16 protein-coding genes and 1 other RNA gene are annotated in these 20,879 nt (G+C 45.1%); 4 read left to right on the forward strand and 13 right to left on the reverse strand.

The window, feature by feature from the left end; translation table 11 throughout:
* Window positions 1-55: 55 nt before the first annotated feature.
* From purU to dprA, 5 genes are all read right to left on the reverse strand, one after another.
* Complete coding sequence (gene purU / locus LKO28_RS11265; RefSeq protein ID WP_227694973.1) at window positions 56-898, reverse strand: formyltetrahydrofolate deformylase; 843 nt, start codon at window positions 896-898, stop codon at window positions 56-58.
* A gap of 32 nt (window positions 899-930) precedes the next feature.
* Entirely contained in the window at window positions 931-2,790 is a 1,860-nt protein-coding gene (locus LKO28_RS11270) for a DNA topoisomerase IV subunit B (RefSeq protein WP_227694974.1), read from the reverse strand.
* A gap of 11 nt (window positions 2,791-2,801) precedes the next feature.
* Window positions 2,802-3,644, reverse strand: a complete 843-nt coding sequence (accD, locus tag LKO28_RS11275; RefSeq protein ID WP_227694975.1) for an acetyl-CoA carboxylase, carboxyltransferase subunit beta — start codon at window positions 3,642-3,644, stop codon at window positions 2,802-2,804.
* A gap of 162 nt (window positions 3,645-3,806) precedes the next feature.
* Window positions 3,807-3,904: signal recognition particle sRNA small type (gene ffs, locus LKO28_RS11280), an RNA gene on the reverse strand.
* A 99-nt stretch (window positions 3,905-4,003) separates the two neighbouring features.
* Complete coding sequence (gene dprA / locus LKO28_RS11285; RefSeq protein ID WP_227694976.1) at window positions 4,004-5,104, reverse strand: DNA-processing protein DprA; 1,101 nt, start codon at window positions 5,102-5,104, stop codon at window positions 4,004-4,006.
* Window positions 5,105-5,249: 145 nt separating this feature from the next.
* Between dprA and LKO28_RS11290 the strand changes: the two genes are divergently transcribed.
* The gene (locus LKO28_RS11290; RefSeq protein WP_227694977.1) at window positions 5,250-5,489 is read left to right on the forward strand and encodes a hypothetical protein; all 240 of its coding nucleotides are present in this window, start codon (window positions 5,250-5,252) and stop codon (window positions 5,487-5,489) included.
* A gap of 23 nt (window positions 5,490-5,512) precedes the next feature.
* On the opposite strand, the gene rsmG is transcribed toward LKO28_RS11290, so the two are convergent.
* Both rsmG and LKO28_RS11300 read right to left on the reverse strand, forming a co-directional pair.
* Window positions 5,513-6,148 (reverse strand): 16S rRNA (guanine(527)-N(7))-methyltransferase RsmG, encoded by a 636-nt coding sequence (gene rsmG / locus LKO28_RS11295; RefSeq protein WP_227695124.1) that lies wholly within the window; start codon window positions 6,146-6,148, stop codon window positions 5,513-5,515.
* An 11-nt stretch (window positions 6,149-6,159) separates the two neighbouring features.
* Window positions 6,160-7,302, reverse strand: coding sequence for a glycosyltransferase (locus LKO28_RS11300; RefSeq protein WP_227694978.1), 1,143 nt, complete (start codon window positions 7,300-7,302; stop codon window positions 6,160-6,162).
* A gap of 67 nt (window positions 7,303-7,369) precedes the next feature.
* On the opposite strand from LKO28_RS11300, the gene tgt reads away from it, so the two are divergent.
* Genes tgt through LKO28_RS11315 form a run of 3 tightly spaced genes read left to right on the forward strand, consistent with a single transcriptional unit; the run spans window position 7,370 to window position 10,485 of the window.
* Entirely contained in the window at window positions 7,370-8,500 is a 1,131-nt protein-coding gene (gene tgt, locus LKO28_RS11305; RefSeq protein ID WP_227694979.1) for a tRNA guanosine(34) transglycosylase Tgt, read from the forward strand.
* A gap of 3 nt (window positions 8,501-8,503) precedes the next feature.
* Window positions 8,504-9,586, forward strand: a complete 1,083-nt coding sequence (locus LKO28_RS11310; protein ID WP_227694980.1) for an LptF/LptG family permease — start codon at window positions 8,504-8,506, stop codon at window positions 9,584-9,586.
* Window positions 9,583-10,485, forward strand: a complete 903-nt coding sequence (locus LKO28_RS11315; RefSeq protein ID WP_227695125.1) for an EamA family transporter — start codon at window positions 9,583-9,585, stop codon at window positions 10,483-10,485. Before LKO28_RS11310 ends, LKO28_RS11315 begins: the two co-directional genes overlap by 4 nt.
* A gap of 57 nt (window positions 10,486-10,542) precedes the next feature.
* Here LKO28_RS11315 and LKO28_RS11320 read toward each other — a convergent pair whose 3' ends face one another.
* The 6 genes from LKO28_RS11320 to LKO28_RS11345 form a co-directional block, all read right to left on the reverse strand.
* Window positions 10,543-12,009, reverse strand: coding sequence for a glutamate synthase subunit beta (locus LKO28_RS11320; RefSeq protein ID WP_227694981.1), 1,467 nt, complete (start codon window positions 12,007-12,009; stop codon window positions 10,543-10,545).
* Between the two features lie 17 nt (window positions 12,010-12,026).
* Window positions 12,027-16,541, reverse strand: coding sequence for a glutamate synthase large subunit (gene gltB, locus LKO28_RS11325; protein WP_227694982.1), 4,515 nt, complete (start codon window positions 16,539-16,541; stop codon window positions 12,027-12,029).
* A 165-nt stretch (window positions 16,542-16,706) separates the two neighbouring features.
* Window positions 16,707-17,411 carry a response regulator transcription factor gene (locus LKO28_RS11330; RefSeq protein ID WP_227694983.1) on the reverse strand — a complete coding sequence of 235 codons (705 nt, stop codon included), beginning with the start codon at window positions 17,409-17,411 and terminating at the stop codon, window positions 16,707-16,709.
* A 187-nt stretch (window positions 17,412-17,598) separates the two neighbouring features.
* Window positions 17,599-18,306, reverse strand: coding sequence for a hypothetical protein (locus LKO28_RS11335; RefSeq protein WP_227694984.1), 708 nt, complete (start codon window positions 18,304-18,306; stop codon window positions 17,599-17,601).
* Between the two features lie 273 nt (window positions 18,307-18,579).
* Complete coding sequence (locus tag LKO28_RS11340) at window positions 18,580-19,194, reverse strand: fibronectin type III domain-containing protein (protein ID WP_227694985.1); 615 nt, start codon at window positions 19,192-19,194, stop codon at window positions 18,580-18,582.
* 623 nt (window positions 19,195-19,817) lie between these two features.
* On the reverse strand, window positions 19,818-20,834 hold the full coding sequence (locus tag LKO28_RS11345; RefSeq protein ID WP_227694986.1) for a helix-turn-helix domain-containing protein: 1,017 nt from the start codon (window positions 20,832-20,834) through the stop codon (window positions 19,818-19,820).
* Window positions 20,835-20,879 lie beyond the last annotated feature (45 nt).

Consider the following 20,879-nt stretch of genomic DNA (forward strand, 5'->3'; position numbering starts at 1 on the left):
AAACTAGATTTTGTATATGATATAGATTGCAAAACGAATGCCAAAAGCCAGCTATTTACTCGAAAACAATGGTCTTATTACCCTGTAGCATCACTCGGTCTTCCGTCAGTAACTGAATCGCTTGGCTGAGCACCGCTTTTTCGATTTCCTTCCCGGCGGTAACCAGGTCAGGCACATCGTAGCTGTGGTTGATCGATTTCGTACGTTGCACAATGATAGGACCTTCATCGAGGTCGTTCGTGACATAATGCGCCGTTGCCCCGATAATCTTCACCCCCCGTTTATACGCCTGCCGGTAGGGATTAGCACCGATAAATGCCGGAAGGAAAGAATGGTGAATATTGATCAACTTATTCTCAAATTTCGCCACGAAAGTAGGAGAGAGGATCCGCATAAACTTCGCTAGGACGATATAATCCGTTTGATAGGGCATAATCGTTTCTGCCAGCTCTTGTTCAAACGCTTCTCGGCTTTTGTCTTCGTGCGAAACATAATGATAGGGAATATCGAATTTTTCTGTAAACTCCTTCAGCACTTCATAGTTTCCGATAACGGCTTGTACAGACGCATTCAGTGTCATGAAAAAATGGCGAACTAAGATATCCGCCAGGCAATGATGCTCTTTAGTAACCAAAATAACAATCTTCTTTTCGCGGGCCGGGTTGATGGAAACCTGAGCACCGGCAGGCAAGTTGATCTCCAGATCCTGTTGTAGTAAGGAGGCTTCAGCGGGTACGCCACTGCATACCACACGGACAAAGAATTTTCGGTTTTCTTCATCCACAAACTCACGCATTGTGACAATATTCAAGTGATGCTTAGCGATTACTTGAGCCACACTGGCGACCAAGCCCACTGCATCTTGGCACTGGATTAATATTAAGGTTTGGTTGTTCATTATTTATGTTATCATAAAAACTGTCGCGTTTTTTAAGACGCAACAGCAGCTTTCGCAAGTTCTTCTTCTAGATCGATTTCGATACGGAGGTTTTCAACAATATGTTTTTGTCGGTCGGGCGTGTTTTTACCCATATAATACTCCAGTAATTGCGGTAGTTTATTCTCTTTCGATAGAATAACGGGGTCTAACCGCATATCTTTACCAATGAAAAGTCCGAATTCAGACGGAGATATTTCACCCAAGCCTTTAAAGCGGGTGATTTCTGGTTTACCTCCTAATTTAGCAATTGCTCGTTGGCGTTCCTCGTCCGAGTAGCAGTAGATTGTTTCCTTTTTATTGCGCACCCGGAATAGGGGTGTTTGCAAAATAGATACATGCCCCGCCTTCACCAGATCTGGGAAAAATTGCAAAAAGAAGGTGAGCAGCAGCAAACGGATATGCATACCATCGACATCCGCATCCGTCGCGATGACGATATTATTATACCGTAAGCCATCCAGTCCGTCCTCGATATTCAGCGCGTGTTGCAATAAATTAAATTCCTCATTCTCATAGACAATCTTCTTCGACATGCCGTAGGAATTGAGCGGTTTACCTTTCAAACTGAACACCGCCTGGGTCTGTACATCCCGTGATTTTGTAATGGAGCCACTCGCAGAATCTCCCTCGGTAATAAACAAGGTTGTTTCTTGGTTGCGTTCATTTTTGTCATTAAAGTGAATCTTGCAGTCGCGGAGTTTTCGATTATGTAAAGAAGCTTTTTTAGCACGCTCATTAGCCAACTTCTTAATGCCAGCAATATCTTTTCGCTCCCGCTCCGATTGCAAAATACGTTTTAACAGGGCCTCTGCCGTAGCCGCGTTTTTATGCAGATAGTCATCCAGCGCCTTCTTTACGAAATCGTTGATGAACGTACGTACGGTTGGACCGTCCGGTCCGATGTTTTGCGAACCGAGTTTTGTTTTCGTCTGCGACTCGAATACCGGCTCCTGCACTTTAATGGCAATGGCGCCAATAATGGAGGAGCGTATATCGGATGCATCAAATTCTTTTTTATAAAATTCGCGTATGGTCTTAACGATCGCTTCACGGAAAGCCGCTTGGTGTGTACCACCTTGTGTGGTATGTTGTCCATTGACAAACGAATAGTATTCCTCGCCATACTGTTGTCCATGGGTCAGCGCTATTTCAATATCCTCTCCCTTCAAGTGGATAATACCATAACGCATAGACTCCGCATCAATATTGCGCTCCAGCAAGTCCTTTAAACCGTTTTCCGAAACAAACTTTTGTCCGTTGAAACTGATAGTCAGCCCCGAATTAAGGAATACATAATTCCATATCATGTTTTCAACAAACTCCGTGCGGAACTTATAATTTCGGAAAATAGTCTCATCCGGATAGAAACTTGTTGCGGTGCCGTTTCGTTGCGTTGTTTCTTTCTGCTCGTCGTTTACCAATTCGCCACGCTGAAATTGCGCGATACGCGTAATCCCCTGTCGGTATGATTGCACGGTAAACTGATCGGAAAGCGCATTAACGGCTTTTGTACCCACACCATTTAGTCCCACAGATTTTTGGAAAGCTTTACTATCATACTTACCGCCGGTATTGATTTTCGAAACCACGTCCACCACCGAGCCGATCGGAATACCGCGGCCATAATCCCGTACAGCCACTTTATTATCGTGTACGGTGATTTCTATGGTTTTTCCAGCTCCCATGACAAACTCGTCAATCGAGTTGTCGACAATCTCCTTCAGCAAGACGTAGATGCCATCATCATAAGCAGAGCCATCACCCAACTTACCGATATACATACCCGGACGTAGACGGATATGTTCTTTCCAATCTAAGGAACGTATACTGTCTTCGTTATATGCCGTCATAAGGTTTTTCCCTATTTAACCAATCGTAAATAACTCGATACTTTATCTTTAAGATTCCGTCGGTCTACAATAAAATCTAGGAAACCATGTTCCAATACAAATTCTGATGTTTGAAAGCCTTTGGGCAAATCTTTTTTGATTGTTTCCTTAATTACACGCGGACCAGCAAATCCAATCAACGCGCCGGGTTCAGCAATATTAATATCACCCAGCATCGCATAGGAAGCCGTTACTCCCCCCGTCGTCGGATCAGTCAATAAACATACATAAGGTATTTTGGCCTGCGCTAGCAAGGCTAATTTTGCTGATGTTTTCGCCATTTGCATCAAAGAAAACGCTGCTTCCATCATGCGTGCCCCGCCAGATTTCGATATCAACATGAACGGGATTTTATGGGCAATACAATAATCAATAGCGCGCGCGATTTTTTCGCCAACCACCGATCCCATCGACCCGCCGATAAACGTGAAATCCATACAGGCAATCACGATATCTGCTCCATTCATCTTGCCCTGCGCACAACGGATAGCATCTTTTAAACCCGTTTTCGCCTGGCTATCCGCTAAGCGGACCGGGTAGGGTTTCGTGTCAGCAAATTGAAGCGGATCTCCCGATGTCAAATTTTCAAATAGCTCGGTGTAATTGTTGTTGTCGAAAAGGATAGAAAAATAGGCTGCAGAGCCAATACGGATATGGTAATCACAATATTGACAGACATATTGATTTTCAATTTGTTCGCTGTTCAATAGCGGCTTTTTGCAGTTTGGACATTTATTCCACATGCCGTCAGGCGCTTCCTTTTTATTTTCGGTCGCAGTACTGATTCCTGCCTTGTTTCTTTTAAACCAACTCATAAGATCACGATAATTCGGATTACAAACTTAGATAAAATGCCTAGCATTCACGAATGCCAAGGGGAAAAAATTACCGATAGTAGCAACCTACAATCAATATTTAATTTAAAAAATAAAGGAATGATGAAATTAGGGAAGTAAAAAGAAGAAGAAAGAAAAAAAAATAGGCAAGCTACTCCTATCGCACCGCTCAACCTAATACCCTTGCTTTGTTCCCAACCTGGGGGAGTCAAAGGGAGCTGGTCGTAGGAGACTTGCCTGCCACAAAAGTAGTAAAAAAATCGTTTCCGGGAAAACTTTTTATGAACCATTACCTACGGGCTTGACTTTCAGTTATAAATAATCTCGACGTGCCTGTTTTATAGTATCCGGTATATTTTCCCGGGTAAAGAAAGGACGATGTTATTCATTTCCATTCCTAGTAATAGAAAGGCTAATTTACTCAGGGGCCAATCCAAATGACGCGCGATCTCATCTACAGAAGCCTGCTCCCGTTCGCTCAGAAAATGATAAACCTGTTGTTCATCTTTGCTTAGTGGGTTTGTCAACAGCGGCAACTGTATTCCTTCCTTGTTAACCGGAACGGATTTTTCCCAACCCATGAGGTAGGCCAGATCCTCCGCATGCCGGATGAGATGTGCCCGATGTGTTTTAATGAGATAATTGCAGCCGGCAGAATACTCCTGATCTATCCCCCCAGGAAAAGCACATACATCTCGGTTATAGCTGTTAGCAATTTCTGCCGTAATCAGTGCGCCGCCTTTTTTTGCTGCCTCGACGACCACGGTAACGTCGGCTAGGCCAGCGATGATGCGGTTTCTAGCTGGGAAATTGTTGCGGTCCGGGATCGTCTCCGACGCGTACTCGGTAAGTAGGCCGCCGTTTTCCAGCATGCGAGAGGCTGCATCCCGATGAACAGCCGGATATATTCGATCGAGTCCATGCCCCAGTACGCCGATCGTCGGTATATGATGTCGGAGTGCCAGCCGATGCGCCTGTATATCTATTCCATACGCCAGTCCACTTACCACCTGTACCCCATAATCCTGCAACGCCGAAAGCAACTCTTCGCAAATCCGTTTTCCATAGGCGGTCGCATTTCGCGTACCCACAATACTGACGCATCGTTCTGGGTTTAAATCAGCGGACCCTTTGTAATACAACAAAAGCGGAGCATCTTCGCACTCCCGGAGTCGTCTGGGGTAATTGTTGTCTTCTATCCATAGGGCTTGGATATGGTGTTTTTCGATGAAAGCCAGCTCGCGTTCGGCCTCAGCTAGTGAATTTTTAGAAAGAATGGCGTCTACGGTTGCGTTCCGGATATAGGGAATAGCAAGTAGTTCTTTTTTTTTCGCTTCGAAAATATTGTCCACCGAACCACAATGTTCCAGTAAGGTACGCGCCGTCTTGGCGCCTACCCCTTTAATCTTAGTAAGGGCTATTTGTTTGAGCATGTTCATAATTCAGAAACCTAAAACTAAGGAATTTTATATAAAAACCCTAACTTTGGTTAAAATTAAAACGTTCTCGAACCCTCCTGCTGCACGCGCAGTGGCATGGTAAGGTTCAAGATTTACTTAACACACAAATAGACAGAAAAAAGCCATGGAATTACAAGGTGCTCAAGAACCCTTTGATATCGAGATTGGAAACATCGTATATTCCGTTTTTCCCGAAGAGAAAGATGTGTACCTTGTTTTCAAAGAAGGCAAAGAATACGTGAAGATTATACGGGATACCGAGACCTCCTGGTTAAAGTTGAATCCTGAAACCGAGTTGCCCTTATTTGGAATGGATGAAGAGGTGAATTTGCTGGGGCAGCACATTGATCAAGCAAACCAGTGATGGCTGGCTGCCGGCCAGCATAGTTACATGGTCACATAGACCACATATTTCGTATCAAAGAAGTCTTCTTTAAAATAAGACGATAACGGGTGCAGCTCTGCTTTGAGCCGCGATTCTTTAATCTCTTCCCGCAGATCACCCCCTTTTAGGTAGATAATACCATTGGGAATACCATTCCGGTCCTGCTTCTCAAAACGGTTCCGGATCCAGGAAGTAAATTCTCCCAAACGCGTTACCGCACGGGATACCACAAAATCATATTTGCCATCCAGTTGCTCCGCCCGCATATGATCTGCTTCTACATTTTCCAGTCCGATAGCCGCTGCCACTTCCCGTACCACCTTAATTTTCTTGCCGATAGCGTCGACCAAATGAAAATGCACGTCCGGGAACATAATGGCTAGTGGTATGCCCGGAAATCCGCCCCCCGTGCCTACATCGAGCACGCGCGTACCCGGTGTAAACTTCTGGATAAACTTGGCAATACCGAGCGAATGCAGCACATGTTTTAAATATAGGCTATCAATATCTTTTCTAGAGATTACATTGATTTGATCATTCCAGAAAGGATATATCTCCGCCAACTGTGCAAACTGCTGTTTTTGTTTTTCCGTTAAGTTCGGAAAGTATTTGAAAATGATATCGACGTTAGGATTCATATGCGTATTCATCACCATGATGTTTGTTTCTTACCCCGGTTAAACAGACCGTTGATGCAAATATAGAAATAATAGCATACGTCCAATAGAGGCAACCAAATAAGTAGATCCCGCACCTGTAGCTTACGGTATACCCGGTTGAAAATTAAAAACTGACTCAGCAGGCGTAGGCCGTACATGCCGAGGGGGATGTACCACCATGCCGGATATGCTACAAGGCACACCGTAAGTAACAGGTAGAACAACAGCGCAGACAGCAACTGGGTAGCCAGCATACGTTTATGTCTGCTTTTATAAAGTGTCGAGGCGCCCGAATGGCGAGCTTTCTGTTTGTAATAGCTTTTCCAGGTCTCTTTCGGTACCGATAACATGTGTGCATCGGGGTGTAGGGAAATAACGGTGTTCGTACGCGTCGCATTATGGTTGACAAAAAGATCGTCATCTCCCGATTTGATATGCATATGTTTGTTAAAGCCCTTTCCTTTATAAAAAAGAGACTTCGTATAGGCTAGATTCCGACCCACGCCCATGTAGGCATTTCCGCGTAATGCGTAAGATAAGTAGCTCATCGCTGTATGGGTAGTTTCAAATCGGATCAACCTGTTTAATAATCCCGGATACCTGAAGTAAGGCGAGTAACCCAAGACGATTTCTTTCTCCTGCGCGAATGCCCCAGCCATCTCTGCCAACCAAAAGGGACCTGCCGGTTGGCAATCGGCATCGGTGAAAACAAGATGTTCATATTTTGCAGCCTTGATCCCCATGGTAACTGCGAATTTTTTAGTGTGTTTCAGGCGAATATGCTCCTTGATTTCCACGATCTTAAGCCGTTCCGGATATCGGGATGCAAACTCTTTGAGCAGCCATTTGCTCTCGTCGTCTGAGCAGTCGTCGACCAATACCACTTCAAAAAGCGGATAATCCTGTTCCAATAACTGCGGTAAGTATACCTGTAAGTTTTTTTCCTCATTGTGCGCGCATACAATCACACTAACCGGATGTTGTTGCGGTGCCTCCCGAAAAGATTTGGTCGTATAGAAAGCTAATTTCCCATATACAAAATAAATATAATACAGCTGGAAGAGCAGTAGAATACCCAGTACGCCTAGTGGTGTATATGGAAGATAGGGTAAGAGTGGTTCTAATATCGTCATATAAAACGCCAAAGATACATTGTCTCGTTCTTTTACTGACAATTTTATTCTAAATTTGCATGAATATATGAAATTTACACTTCAGGCAGAGGACAAAGCATCTAGGGCGCGCGCCGGCGTCTTAGAAACTGCACACGGGAATATCCAAACACCTATTTTCATGCCTGTTGGTACAGCAGGGACGGTCAAAGCGGTACATCAGCACGAGCTGGTGCAGGATATCCAGGCGCAGATTATTTTGGGGAATACCTACCACTTATACTTACGTCCTGGTTTGGATGTTTTACATAAAGCAGGCGGTCTGCATAAGTTCAACCATTGGGACGGACCCATATTAACTGATTCAGGCGGGTATCAGGTCTATTCCTTGACGGAAGTGCGTAAAATCCGGGAGGAAGGCGTTACGTTCCGTTCCCATATCGACGGTTCGAAACACTTATTTACACCCGAAAATGTGATGGATACACAGCGTATTATCGGCGCGGATATCATCATGGCATTTGATGAGTGTACCCCTTATCCCTGCGAGTACAGTTACGCCCGAAAGTCCTTAGATATGACTCACCGCTGGTTAAAGCGCTGTGTCGATCAGTTTGATAGTACCGCGCCACTGTATGGCTATGAGCAGACCTTGTTCCCGATTGTCCAAGGTTCAGTATATAAAGATTTACGGGAGAAATCGGCAGAAGTAATCGCCTCTTTCAATCGGGACGGAAATGCCATCGGCGGATTGTCGGTGGGCGAACCTGCCGAAGAGATGTATGCGATGACCGAAGTCGTTACCAACATCCTGCCGCAAGAAAAACCCCGTTACCTGATGGGGGTAGGTACACCAATTAATATATTGGAGAATATAGCGTTGGGTATCGATATGTTTGATTGCGTGATGCCGACGCGTAACGCCCGCAACGGGATGCTGTTTACCCAAAACGGTATCATTAATATTAAGAACGAAAAATGGAAGGACGACTTTTCGCCGATCGAAGCAGAAAGCGACCTATTGGTCGACCAAATCCATACAAAAGCCTATCTACGGCATTTAATTCGCTCACAGGAGATTTTAGGTGCGCAAATTGCGTCATTACATAATCTCCATTTTTACTTGTGGCTAGTGAAACAAGCCCGCGAAAAAATTATCGAAGGCACGTTTTATACATGGAAAGAAAAAATGGTGAAAGTTTTAGGACAGCGATTGTAAGTAATGAACATTATCGACCGTTATATCATTAAGAAATACCTGAGCACCTTTGTGTTCACGGTCGGTATTTTTATTATTGTGATCGTCGTTTTTGACGTATCGGAGAAGCTGGATGACTTCCTTAAATATAAGGCTCCCATGTCGAAGGTATTTCTGGAATATTATGCATTAGGTAGCATTCCCTTTTTTCTGAACATGCTCACGCCGCTGATCAACTTCATTGCGGTTATTTTCTTTACCTCCAAAATGGCAGATCAAACGGAAGTAGTGCCTATTTTGAGTGGTGGCATGAGTTTTAACCGCTTTCTGCGGCCCTATATGATTGCCGCCAGTATTATCTTTTTATTCACCTTAGTATCCAATATATGGATTATCCCCTATACCAATAAGGTTAAGGTGAATTTTGAAAATGTGTACGTAAAACCACATAAGATCAGTACCTCCACGATGTCTACGCATATGCAGATTGATTCCAATACCTATGTGTACATCGATAACTTTGATACCAAACGCAATATAGGCTATAATTTTTCGCTGGAGAAATTTGATGGCGACCGCCTGACGGAGAAGTTGATGGCACAAAGTATCACTTGGGATTCTGTAGCCACTAAGTGGAAAATAAAAGACTATACCGTGCGGATTATCGATGGTTTGAACGAAAGGATGGAGCAGGGGGCAGACCGGGATACCACGTTAGATATGCTCCCGCGTGATTTCGAAACCTACGACAATGTTTTCACAGCGATGGACACCCACGAACTCAATCAGCGGATCGCCAAAGAAGAAACCCGCGGAACCGGCATGATGACCGATTTGCTGCTGGAAAAATACAAGCGTTACATCGGCCCCTTTTCCGCCTATATATTAACACTGATGGGCGTGTCGCTGTCCTCCAAAAAGGTCCGCGGCGGTATAGGGTTGAGTCTGGGGATAGGTATTGCCTTGAGTTTTACTTTCCTGGTACTGGTTCAGTTTTCGACGATGTTCTCCCTCAAAGGCGGCTTACCGCCCTTGATTGCCATCTTGATCCCGAACATCTTGTTTTTGATCCTGGCCCTTTGGCTTAAATATAAAGCACCGAAATAGTGAAAAATAAAAATGTTCTGATCCTACATTTCACCGTGTTGATTTGGGGATTCACCGGCGTATTGGGCGGTCTTTTGTCTATATCCGCCGTACATTTGGTTTGGTACCGTGTACTGATTGCAGCGCTTTCCCTTTTTGTGTATTTTATCTTCACACAGAAATCGATACACGTTACGAAGGAAAAACTGCTACAGTTTCTGATGGTAGGAGGTGTTGTGGGCGTACACTGGGTCTTGTTTTTTCATTCTATCAAGATTTCCACCGTCTCGGTTACGCTTGTAACCCTATCCTCGTTGACCCTCTTTACCTCCATCCTGGAACCGCTGATCAACCGGAAGAAAATATCGAAAGCCGATGTGGCGATCGGGCTGATTATCATCTTGGGGATCTACCTGATCTTTAAATTTGAGTTTCAGTATGTATGGGGAATCGTATTTGGGCTAGCTGCGGCCTTGTGCGCTAGCATCTTTTCCATCCTCAATGCCCGCATGGTGAAATCGACCAGCCCTACCGTGATTACATTTTACGAGATGCTGGGCGCATTTTTCTGGGTCTCCCTGATCATGGTTTTCATGGGCGATTTCAATGAAAAAATGTGGCTACAGGACGCCGACTGGGCGTATATTTTGCTACTTGGTGTAGTCTGTACTGCCGTTGCCTACGTGTTGGGCGTTGCGGTGATGAAAGAGCTCAGCGCTTTCACCGTCGCGCTGACCACGAATATGGAACCCATCTACGGTATTATCTTGGCCGTACTTATATTTGGCCAACAAGAAACGATGAGTCTCGGATTCTATATCGGAGCATTGATTATTTTAGGAGCGGTCTTCGTGTATCCTTACGTGAAAATCAAGATCGAAAACCGGGAGAAAAGAATAATCAACCGAAAATTGCATTAATAAACAACGAAGCCGGACACTGTCCGGCTTCGTTGTTTTAAATAAGTAATTCTATAACTAGGCGTACGAAACTGCTTTATCCTTGCATTCCAGTTCCGAGTATCCCATTAGGAACTCATCTACTTTTCTAGCGCATTCACGACCTTCGGAGATCGCCCAAACCACAAGCGACTGTCCGCGGCGCATATCCCCCGCTACGAAAACCTTATCTGCCGACGCTTTGTATTCGCCCTCTCGTGCTTCTACGTTGCCGCGGGCGTCCAGTTTTACGCCAAGCTGTTGTAATAATCCTTCATGCTGTGGATGCAAGAATCCCATGGCTAAGGTAACGAGCTCACATGGAATCTCCCGTTCCGATCCTTCTACTTCCGTAAACTTAGTCGGTCTACCCAAAGCATCGGTCTCCCATTTCAAATCCACGACCAAGGCCGCCCGTACATGCCCTTTCTCATCACCTAGGAAAGCCTTAGTGCTTACGGCCCAGTTACGTTCGCAGCCCTCTTCGTGCGAGGTCGTCGTTTTTAACAACATCGGATAAGTAGGCCAAGGCATCGCTTCGGTACGCTCCTGTGGTGGTTGCGGCATCAGCTCGAATTGCGTGACACTTTTCGCCCCGTGACGGTTGGATGTTCCAACGCAGTCGGAGCCCGTATCGCCACCACCTATTACCAATACATTTTTATCCGTCGCTAAGATTTCCTCTACCTCAATAGGAGAGTTGCCCACTCGTTTGTTCTGCTGTTTTAAGAACTCCATCGCGTAGTGAACTCCTTTCAGTTCACGTCCCGGAATTGGCAAGTTGCGCGGAATGGTCGAGCCGCCTGCCAATACTACCGCGTCGTAATCCTGCAATTCGTTAGCCGGAACATTCACCCCTACCTCCGCGTTTGTCTTAAACACGACACCCGATTGTTCCATGACTTCCACCCGGCGGTCGATGACCGATTTATCCAGCTTGAAATCTGGAATGCCATAACGTAACAAACCGCCGACTTTATCATCACGTTCGTATACCACGACATCATGTCCCGCTTTGTTCAATTGTGCAGCTGCAGCCAATCCAGCAGGGCCAGAACCTACTACCGCTACGCGCTTACCCGTCTTGATATAGCTTTTATTCGGTTGTACATAGTTTTTCTTGTACGCAATTTCGATGATGTGTTTTTCAATCTCTTCGATCGCGACCGGAGGTTTGTTGATCCCTAGTACGCAGGCCGATTCACATGGCGCCGGACAAATTCGTCCCGTAAATTCCGGAAAGTTATTGGTTGAAACCAATATATTATAAGCTTCCTCCCAACGAGCGTCATAAACAGCGTCGTTAAACTCCGGGATGACATTCCCTAGAGGACATCCCGAATGACAAAAAGGGATGCCACAATTCATACAGCGTGCTGCTTGATGATTGAGTTGTTCGTCGGAGTAGCTGTGTACAAACTCCTGATAATTTTGTTTTCTGCTCGCTACCGATTCTTTCTGCGGAAGCACTCTTTCAAATTCTAAAAATCCTGTTGGTTTTCCCATGATTGTTCCTCCGCTAATTAAGCTTCCATTAATTTTTTAAGTAACACGTTTTTGTATTCACGTGGGAATACTTTGATAAACTTACTTTTTTCGCTTGCCCAGTTCTGCAAGATGAAATTGGCCCGCTCACTGTTGGTGAGATTTATGTGGCGTTTCAATAAAGCGATGATGCTGTTTTCATCTTCGGTATCCAGAGGATCAAGGTCTACCATCTCCTGGTTACAGTTAGCACGGAAGTTGCCCGCTATGTCATAAATCCAGGCGATACCACCGCTCATACCAGCAGCAAAGTTACGGCCTGTTTCGCCCAGGATCAGCGCACGTCCTCCGGTCATGTATTCACAGCCGTGATCGCCGATTCCTTCCACGACGGCTGTAGCTCCCGAATTCCGCACGGCAAAACGCTCGCCCGCCATACCGTTGATGAAGAGATGTCCGGAAGTTGCACCATACAGAGCGACGTTACCGATGATAATGTTCTCATGGGCGACTAGCGGACTATCTGCTGTAGGGTAAATAGCGAGTTGTGCCCCGGAAAGTCCTTTGCCTACATAGTCGTTCGCTTCACCTTCCAATTCAAAGGAAAGTCCTTTAGCTGCGAAAGCGCCGAACGACTGGCCTGCGGAGCCCTCAAACTTAAAGTTGACGGTATTATCCGGCAACCCGTCTGCTCCGTGTGTTTTGGATACCTCGTTTGATAATAAGGTCCCTATGGTTCGGTCGGTGTTTTTTACTTTGAAAGTGCCAAATACCGGTGTCTTCGTATCGATAGCAGATTTTGCTTGGTTCAATAATCCCCAGTCCAAAATCATGCTCATTCCGTGATCCTGCTCCTGTGTATTGTATAAGCTTTCAGAGGGTTCGTTTCGCGCAACGTGTAATATTTGCGAGAAATCGATTTTTGCCGCTTTCCAGTGGTCGATGTTTTCACGCTTCTTCAAGAACTGGGCGCGGCCCACCATTTCATTAATGGTACGGAAACCGAGCTGTGCCATGGTCTCCCGTATTTCTTCGGCAAGAAAACGGAATAGGTTAACGATATCTTCCGGTTTTCCGGAGAATAGTTTCCGCAATTCCGGATCTTGGGTAGCCACACCTACCGGACAGGTATTCAAATGGCATTTGCGCATCATAATACAGCCACCGGCAATCAAAGCCGCGGTAGCTACACCCCATTCTTCTGCTCCCAATAAGGTAGCGATGACAATGTCACGTCCGGTTTTCATCTGTCCGTCTGCCTGCAATACCACCCGGCTTCGCAATTTGTTTTGCACAAGTGTTTGGTGTGCCTCAGCTAATCCTAATTCCCAAGGTAAGCCAGCGTGTTTTACCGAACTTAACGGTGAAGCACCTGTACCGCCGTCGAATCCGGCGATCAGGATCACATCCGCATGCGCTTTGGCTACCCCAGCGGCGATCGTGCCCACGCCCGCCTTAGAAACCAGTTTAACGTTGATTCTAGCTTGGCGATTGGCATTTTTTAAGTCGAAAATCAATTGCGCCAAGTCTTCGATAGAGTAAATATCGTGATGCGGTGGAGGAGAAATCAATCCTACGCCCGGTGTTGCGTGGCGCAAGCGAGCAATAAACTCATCTACTTTATGTCCCGGTAGCTGACCACCTTCACCTGGTTTTGCACCTTGAGCCATCTTGATTTGGATTTCATCCGCTTCGGTTAAGTAGTGTGATGTCACGCCAAAACGTGCAGATGCTACCTGTTTGATGGCCGAGCGCATCGAATCGCCATTAGGTAATCGGTTAAAGCGGGCCGCATCTTCACCACCCTCACCGGTGTTGCTTTTCGCGCCGATACGGTTCATGGCGATGGCTAGGGTACTGTGTGCTTCCGTGGAAATGGAACCCATGGACATAGCACCTGTAGCAAAACGTTTCATGATGTTTTCCGCAGGTTCGACCTCTTCCAATGGAACAGGTGTTCTATGCTTCGCAAAATCAAGTAATCCGCGTAGCGTATACATGCGTTCTTTTTGATTGTTGATAAACGCTGCGTATTGTTTGTAGGATTCAAAATCACCTGTGCGACAAGCCTTTTGCAAAAGGTGTACCGTTTCCGGGTTCCACAAGTGGCGCTCTCCACGACGTTTCCATTGATAAATACCACCTTCTGGCAATAGTTTCTGTTCTACGCGTGATTGACCGAAAGCGCGCCAATGTTTGGATAAAGCTTCTGTCGCAATATCATCTAAGGTCAGTCCGCCAATCCGGGAAACCGAGCCGCAGAAATATTTGTCGACAACGGATTTGTCGATACCCAATACTTCGAAAATCTGTGCTCCGTGGTATGATTGAAGGGTAGAGATACCCATTTTCGAGAATATCTTTAGCAGACCTGCACAAATAGCTTTTACGTAATTTTTACGCAATTCCTCCCAAGTCAGTTCTGTTTCGATCTGGCCTAATTCTTTCATGGTTCGGATCGAAGCCAATGCCATATAAGGATTGATGGCTGTCGCGCCGAATGCCAATAGACAAGCAACGTGGTGTACTTCCCAAACATCACCCGCTTCTACCACTAAGCCTACCGCACCTCTGTTCCCTGTTTTAATAAGGTGGTGATGTACCGCGGATACCGCTAATATGGATGGCATGGCACAATGTTGCGAATCAATAGCGCGATCCGAAAGAATGATAACCTCAAAGCCATCACGTACCGCATCATCGGCGTATCGGCATAGCCTTTCGAGACCAGCTTCCAAAGAGCCGGGTTTGCCGTCTGCTTTGAAATAAGTCTGTAGCGTTTTTGCCTGAAATATACCCGTATCAATCGAACGTAATTTTTCCAGTTCGCTCGATGTCAATATCGGATGCTCCAATTTTACACTGTGGCAGAATTTTTTATCTTCTACCAGAATGTTGCCCGCATTCCCGATGAATGTCGCTAAGCTCATGACCATACGTTCCCGGATCGGGTCAATTGGTGGGTTGGTCACCTGCGCAAAGAATTGCTTGAAATAGCTGGACAGGTGCTGTGGTTGGTCTGATAGAATCGCCAACGGAACGTCCGTGCCCATCGAGCCAATTGGCTCATAACCCGTCACTGCCATCGGCGTGATGATGCTTTCTAAATCTTCGCGCGAATAACCGAATGCTTGTTGGTATTTGAATACCGATTCTTTTTTAAGGTACGTATAGGTAACACGAGGTGCTTCCAATTCCGCCATGCGGATTTTGTAATTATCTAACCATTCGCCATAAGGTTGTTGGCGGATAAGTTCGCCTTTGACTTCCTCGTCAGAACGAATACAGCCTTTTTCCATGTCCACGACGAAGATTTTACCGGGCTGTTGACGACCTTTCTTAATGATCAAGCTTTCCGGTACAGGTAATGCCCCCGCTTCAGAAGCTACAACCACGCGGTCATCAGATGTGACGGCGAAGCGTAGTGGTCTTAAACCGTTTCGGTCTAGCGTGGCACCAATCGTATTGCCGTCGGTAAAACACAAGGCAGCAGGGCCATCCCATGGTTCCATTAACGTCGCGTGGTATTCATAGAATGCTCTCTTCAGTGGATCCATTTGGGTATTGCCATCCCACGCTTCCGGTACGAGCATCAGCATGACATGTGGCAAGCTTCTTCCGCTATGTAAAAGCAATTCCACGACGTTGTCTAAACAAGCCGAATCCGATTGTCCACGGTCTACAACCGGAAGCAATATCTCCATCTCTTCTTCTGTAAAATAAGGTGAAGAAAGGGATCTCGCTCCCGCATAGAACCAGTTTAGGTTTCCGGTCAAGGTATTGATCTCACCATTGTGAGCAATATTACGGAACGGCTGTGCCAACGACCATGAAGGGAAAGTGTTTGTAGAAAAACGCGAGTGTACTAATCCGAATGCGGATACAACGCGTGGGTCTCTCAAATCTTCGAAATACGAACCGACTTGATAAGTCGTCAACTGACCTTTATAAATGATGGTCTTGCAGGATAATGATGCAATATATAAAGGTAGGGGATAGGATTGATGTGTTTTTATTTTTTGAATAATCAGGCGTCTCAATACGAACAGTTTTCGTTCGAAATCTGTTGTGGATGAAACACCATCCGGACGGGAAACAAAAAACTGAACAATTTCCGGTTCAGCGCCCAAAGCCGTCGGGCCGATGCCTTCGCGGTTTACCGGTACGGCGCGGAAGCCTAGGAATTTCATGCCCCTTTCTTGCGTCGCTTCGATAATGACCGAACGACATAGTTGGTTCAATTCTTCCTCCTTCGGAAGGAAAACCATTCCTGTGCCGTAATACCCAGGTTCTTCTAGCTGGATACCGAGGTTGATGCACTCTTCCCACAAAAATTCATGCGGCAGCTGGATCATAATCCCCGCTCCATCACCACTTTCGGGGTCACAGCCACATGCACCCCGGTGCTCCATGTTTTCTAACATGGTGAGGGCATCTTTAACTTGCTGATGAGACTTTTTGCCTTTGATGTGCGCTACGAAGCCCACACCACACGCATCGTGTTCAAAATCAGGATTGTACAGCCCTTGTTCCGGTAATCTTTCGTTTATCATTTCTCTCCTCAAATATTAGGTTACAAATATATGAAGGAAAAATTGTTTTTGTTGATTTTTTTTTAATAAAAATGATTTAATGTTGTGGTATTTTCAATTTAATGTGTTTTTATTGCGGAAATTACATTTGGTATTTAGAATGAGTCTATCTTTTTTGATGAGCCGCTAAACCAGATCAAAAGCCATCGCGAATCGTAATAATTCGGCAAAAGAATGACATTCGATCTTGCCGATGAGGTTTTTTCGATGCGTAGAAACGGTGTGAGGCGATAGAAAGAGCTGCTCAGCGATTTCTTTGGTGGATCGTCCGTTGGCCAGCAGGGAAATGATTTCTTTTTCGCGGTTGGTCAGCAGGGCGAACTTTCGGTAATGCGAACGGATATAGGTGTCTTGCTGCAAGGTTTTGTTTACCCGGGTAATGAGCTTGTCCATACCCATCACGGGGGAAGAAAGTACTACCAGCTTGTTCGTAGATGTCGTGTCGGTCTTACCGCTTAGCAGCTTACATACGGTGTAGAACCACGTATAGTCCTTGGCCCCGTATAGTTTGACACGTTGAAAAAAATTATATTGTTTATTAAAGTCACCCTCGGCGAGATAGTTGCCTATTCCCTCGAAGGCAAGGTGCATCTCCTCTTCTACGAAATACCGGTCATAGTAAAGGCTACCCAGTTCGTTGATCTCTTCCACACAGGTGCCCAGATGTTCGCAACCCCACTTGTTCATGTAGCTACAGCCAATAGGTAGGAGTCCGTCCAGCTCTTGGAGCATTAAAGAGGCCGGGACAATATCACCTACGTCAGGCACTTCAAAGCTTCCTTGTTTAATACCCTTGGCTATACCGTATAGCTGTGTCTCGAGTGTTTCCATAATCGGTAATTGTCATGATGGTGCGTTAGTTAGGTGAAATTAAATAGTATTTACGGCCTTTCCAAATTTGCGCGGCTAAAAATACCTAGGAGTGGGTATTTGAAAAATGGACAATTACCGGTATCATGATGCTGGCCCTAATGGAACAAAACCGAAAAGCTGCTTGGCGAATGGACGCCCGTTGTTATCACGACTCCTTATCCAGCGGAAAATGCTTATCGACGTATGCCTTTACGCGTAGCGCTCGTTGATACACTTCTTCAGATGCGTGATGCACCCGGTTGTATTGTTCAGAGACCTCTTCACCATAATCAAAATATTCTTGTTGAAGTTTACGTATATGATCAAGGACACCGAAAAACTCCTGCTGGTCACGGTCTAAGGAGATGATATCAACGGAAACATCATCGTACTGGCGGAAAATCTGGTAGAGCAATTCATCAGCCTTTTCGTCCTGCTTATCAAACCATGACTCGTTTTCATAAATATAGTCTGCCCAGTTTTCGAACCACTGCATTTCCTCCACCACCAATCGGTGTAACGCGCGCAGATCTTCGTTATGGCTGTCTACCGCGGTGTAGAAATCGACTATATCGATCGAAAATCGTTCTCCCATATCGGGGAGTTCCACGTTTTCGACCAGCTTAAAGGCCGCTTCCAGAAAAACCAGTTGCTGTTTGATCACCGACAAGCGGTCTTCGAGTTCCGTCGTGTCCGCATCGATCTCCATCAGCGTATTTTTATGCTGTAAGAGGTTCTGTTTGGTTTCCCACGACTTGTCGTGCATGCGGTAATACGCATCCAGCGCCTTTGTTTCAAAATCCGGTGCTTTCTTTTTTAGGTCAAATTGGAGTATAATAGGGCGTAAAGGGTGTTCTTTTACAATCTCTTTCATGATGTTTGGCTTCAAATATTTTTTACCCCAATAGATAACATAGCATAGAAGCGAAGCATACTATCTGTTTCATATGGTGTGAAAATTAACACAAGAGCAATACAAGTATACGCTATTTTATAGAAAAAGGCATCCGTTATTTCAATCCCGTTAAGGAATATGGAAATAACGTTGCCTCTTTCTCTTTTTTGATGCTTCTGCATGTTTTTTTAGTTACTTCTATCGCTTAGAAGTTCGTTTATTAATCTCAGAAATAGTGTTCCGAAGAACGTCTTAAACTACGTAGCTCGCTACAATGTCGCTATAGTTTGGTTCAGGGTTAATACCCAGATAGCTGGCGCGGAACTCATACTCCTGAAACATTTCCAAGCCTTCGAGTATGCAGGTAGATCTTGTGCTGAATTGTACCGCCCAATCGATTTCACCCTTTTTACGCCACTCAAACCGGTACATGCGGGCACCTTTCCAGCGGTTCACCTTTACTTTGATCTGGCGCGACCCTACCTCCTGAGGTTCGAGCTGTAATCTAGTCGCTTTCGGTACGGCTCCAGCGTAAGATGTGGCGTTGCTTTTAAGGTTGAAACCAGATGCCAGAATGATGGTTTCGTTTTGGTTGGCCACGGTGTCCACATACTTCGATAGCTCGCGGAGCAGATATTCCAGTTCTTTTCGCTTTTCGTCTCGGATCCTAATCGCTCGGGTGTCCCGGTAAGCTGCTTCGGTAGCCGATAGGCGAAACGCTGCCAGTGCAGTCTCAATTCCGTTCAATCCTGGTGTGGGTTCCGGAAATATCTCAACTGCTTTCCTCATTTCGGTGATAATATGTGTTGCATACTGCATCAAATTATCATCTTTCAATTTTTGTGTTTTTAATACGACCTGTGTCATAGCTTTACATTTTTTTGTTAAACATTTATTTAATTATCTTGTTGCAACGGTACAAACATAGGACATTGATTTGAGGGAATGGGGGTAAAATCCTGCCAAAAATAGGGGTACCCCAAAAATCTTTTGGCAGGATTTTACTCCCTGAAAAACATTTTTCGTCCCTTTTTTAAGTGATAAAACCGCGTTTAAATCGTTTAAAGCAATATTTTTCTGTTTTTTAGACAAAAGCATCCAAAATAGATAACCATCTAACGAAAACAAAAAGTCATCTAACAAAAACAAAAAAGTGTCGAATAGAAATGAAAAAACAGGCGTCGAAAACAAAAAGACGGTGAACCAAAATGAAAAGACCACCGACAGAATAAAACAAGCTATTGCGATTTTAGGAGTACCAACTGTTATTTATATTTTACGCTCGTATTTTTTTTCATCATTTGACGAGCATTCTTTTTGTCCAACGAACAATTCCTTCCTGTTAGTCGATTTTTCCTTTTCGTTTGATAACGAAATTGGAGGATAAAAGGACACTACGGAATTGCAAGTTGTTATTTTGGGCTAGCTTGTCGGTAAAATAAATTTCTCGTTGATTTTTTTTGATCCGTGAGGTGACGAAAAAAGACGTTTCAATGTTTTTTCTTCTTCGGCTTCTGGTACAGTTCCCTCTCTTTAGCGGGAGAATATCCAAACCGTTGCGTATATTGCTTGTAAAAATACTTTGCATAAGAAAAGCCCACCCGATAGCCTATACTATCCGTAGCTTCGTCTGTTTTACGAAGTAATTCCCGGGCTTTATATAGTCGAATGGTTTGTATCGCACTGTGGACGGTGAGATGCTTATCCTTAAACAAACGGTATAACTTACGCGTACTAACATGTAGGTGGTTGGCAATGGTGTCGATATTGATATGCTGATCCATAAAATGTTTACTGATGTAGTCAATAGCCTCGTGATAGATCACAATATCTTCTTTATGCGCCGACCGGGCTTTGTCTTTCAGATCTTGGTGGTAGACATCCAAGAGCTGGCAAAGGTGGTAGCGGATATGGCTGCTTAGGGAATAGGGCGCATCCGTGCATTGTTGGATTTTTTCGAAGATCTGCCGGATACGGTAACCGATGTTTATACTGTAAAAATAAGGTTGATCGATGGTTGTAGGTTTTACGAGCTGTGGCCATTCCGATACAAAGGTTGCGGTGTCGTCTATTTTTATGCCCAGCAGCACGATCCAGGTTCTTCCGGCCTTTACCTGTATGTTGTGGGTATCGCGTATGCTGTAAAATCCGTTATACTGGCTGGCAGACAGGGCTGTATGCGGCAGTGCATCCCGTTCTGAATGGCCGGTGAATTGAAAGTGTAGCCAGAAACAGCCCGGTCTTAACGTCTCAAAACTCCAGTCGGCCTCGAATGTGCCTTTAATTTCGATCACCTGCACATCGGCCAGTTGCCGAGCGGCGATATAGCGTTTTCCGTCCAAAAAAGGCCGGTCTTCTTGCTGAAGGAAATTAAGGTAACGCATAGGCGGTACCTTGTCATTTGCCTCCTCCGTTTGGAAAGGAGATAGGCGGATAATATCGTTGGCTGTGTAGGTTGTATGCTTATTTTTGCCTATTTCTGCGGTTAATAGAATTGGGCTTTTCATAATTTGTCATCATGTTTCTCTGAAAGACACCACGCACCTACCGGC

The organism is Sphingobacterium sp. FBM7-1 (assembly GCF_020687765.1).
GTDB lineage: Bacteria > Bacteroidota > Bacteroidia > Sphingobacteriales > Sphingobacteriaceae > Sphingobacterium.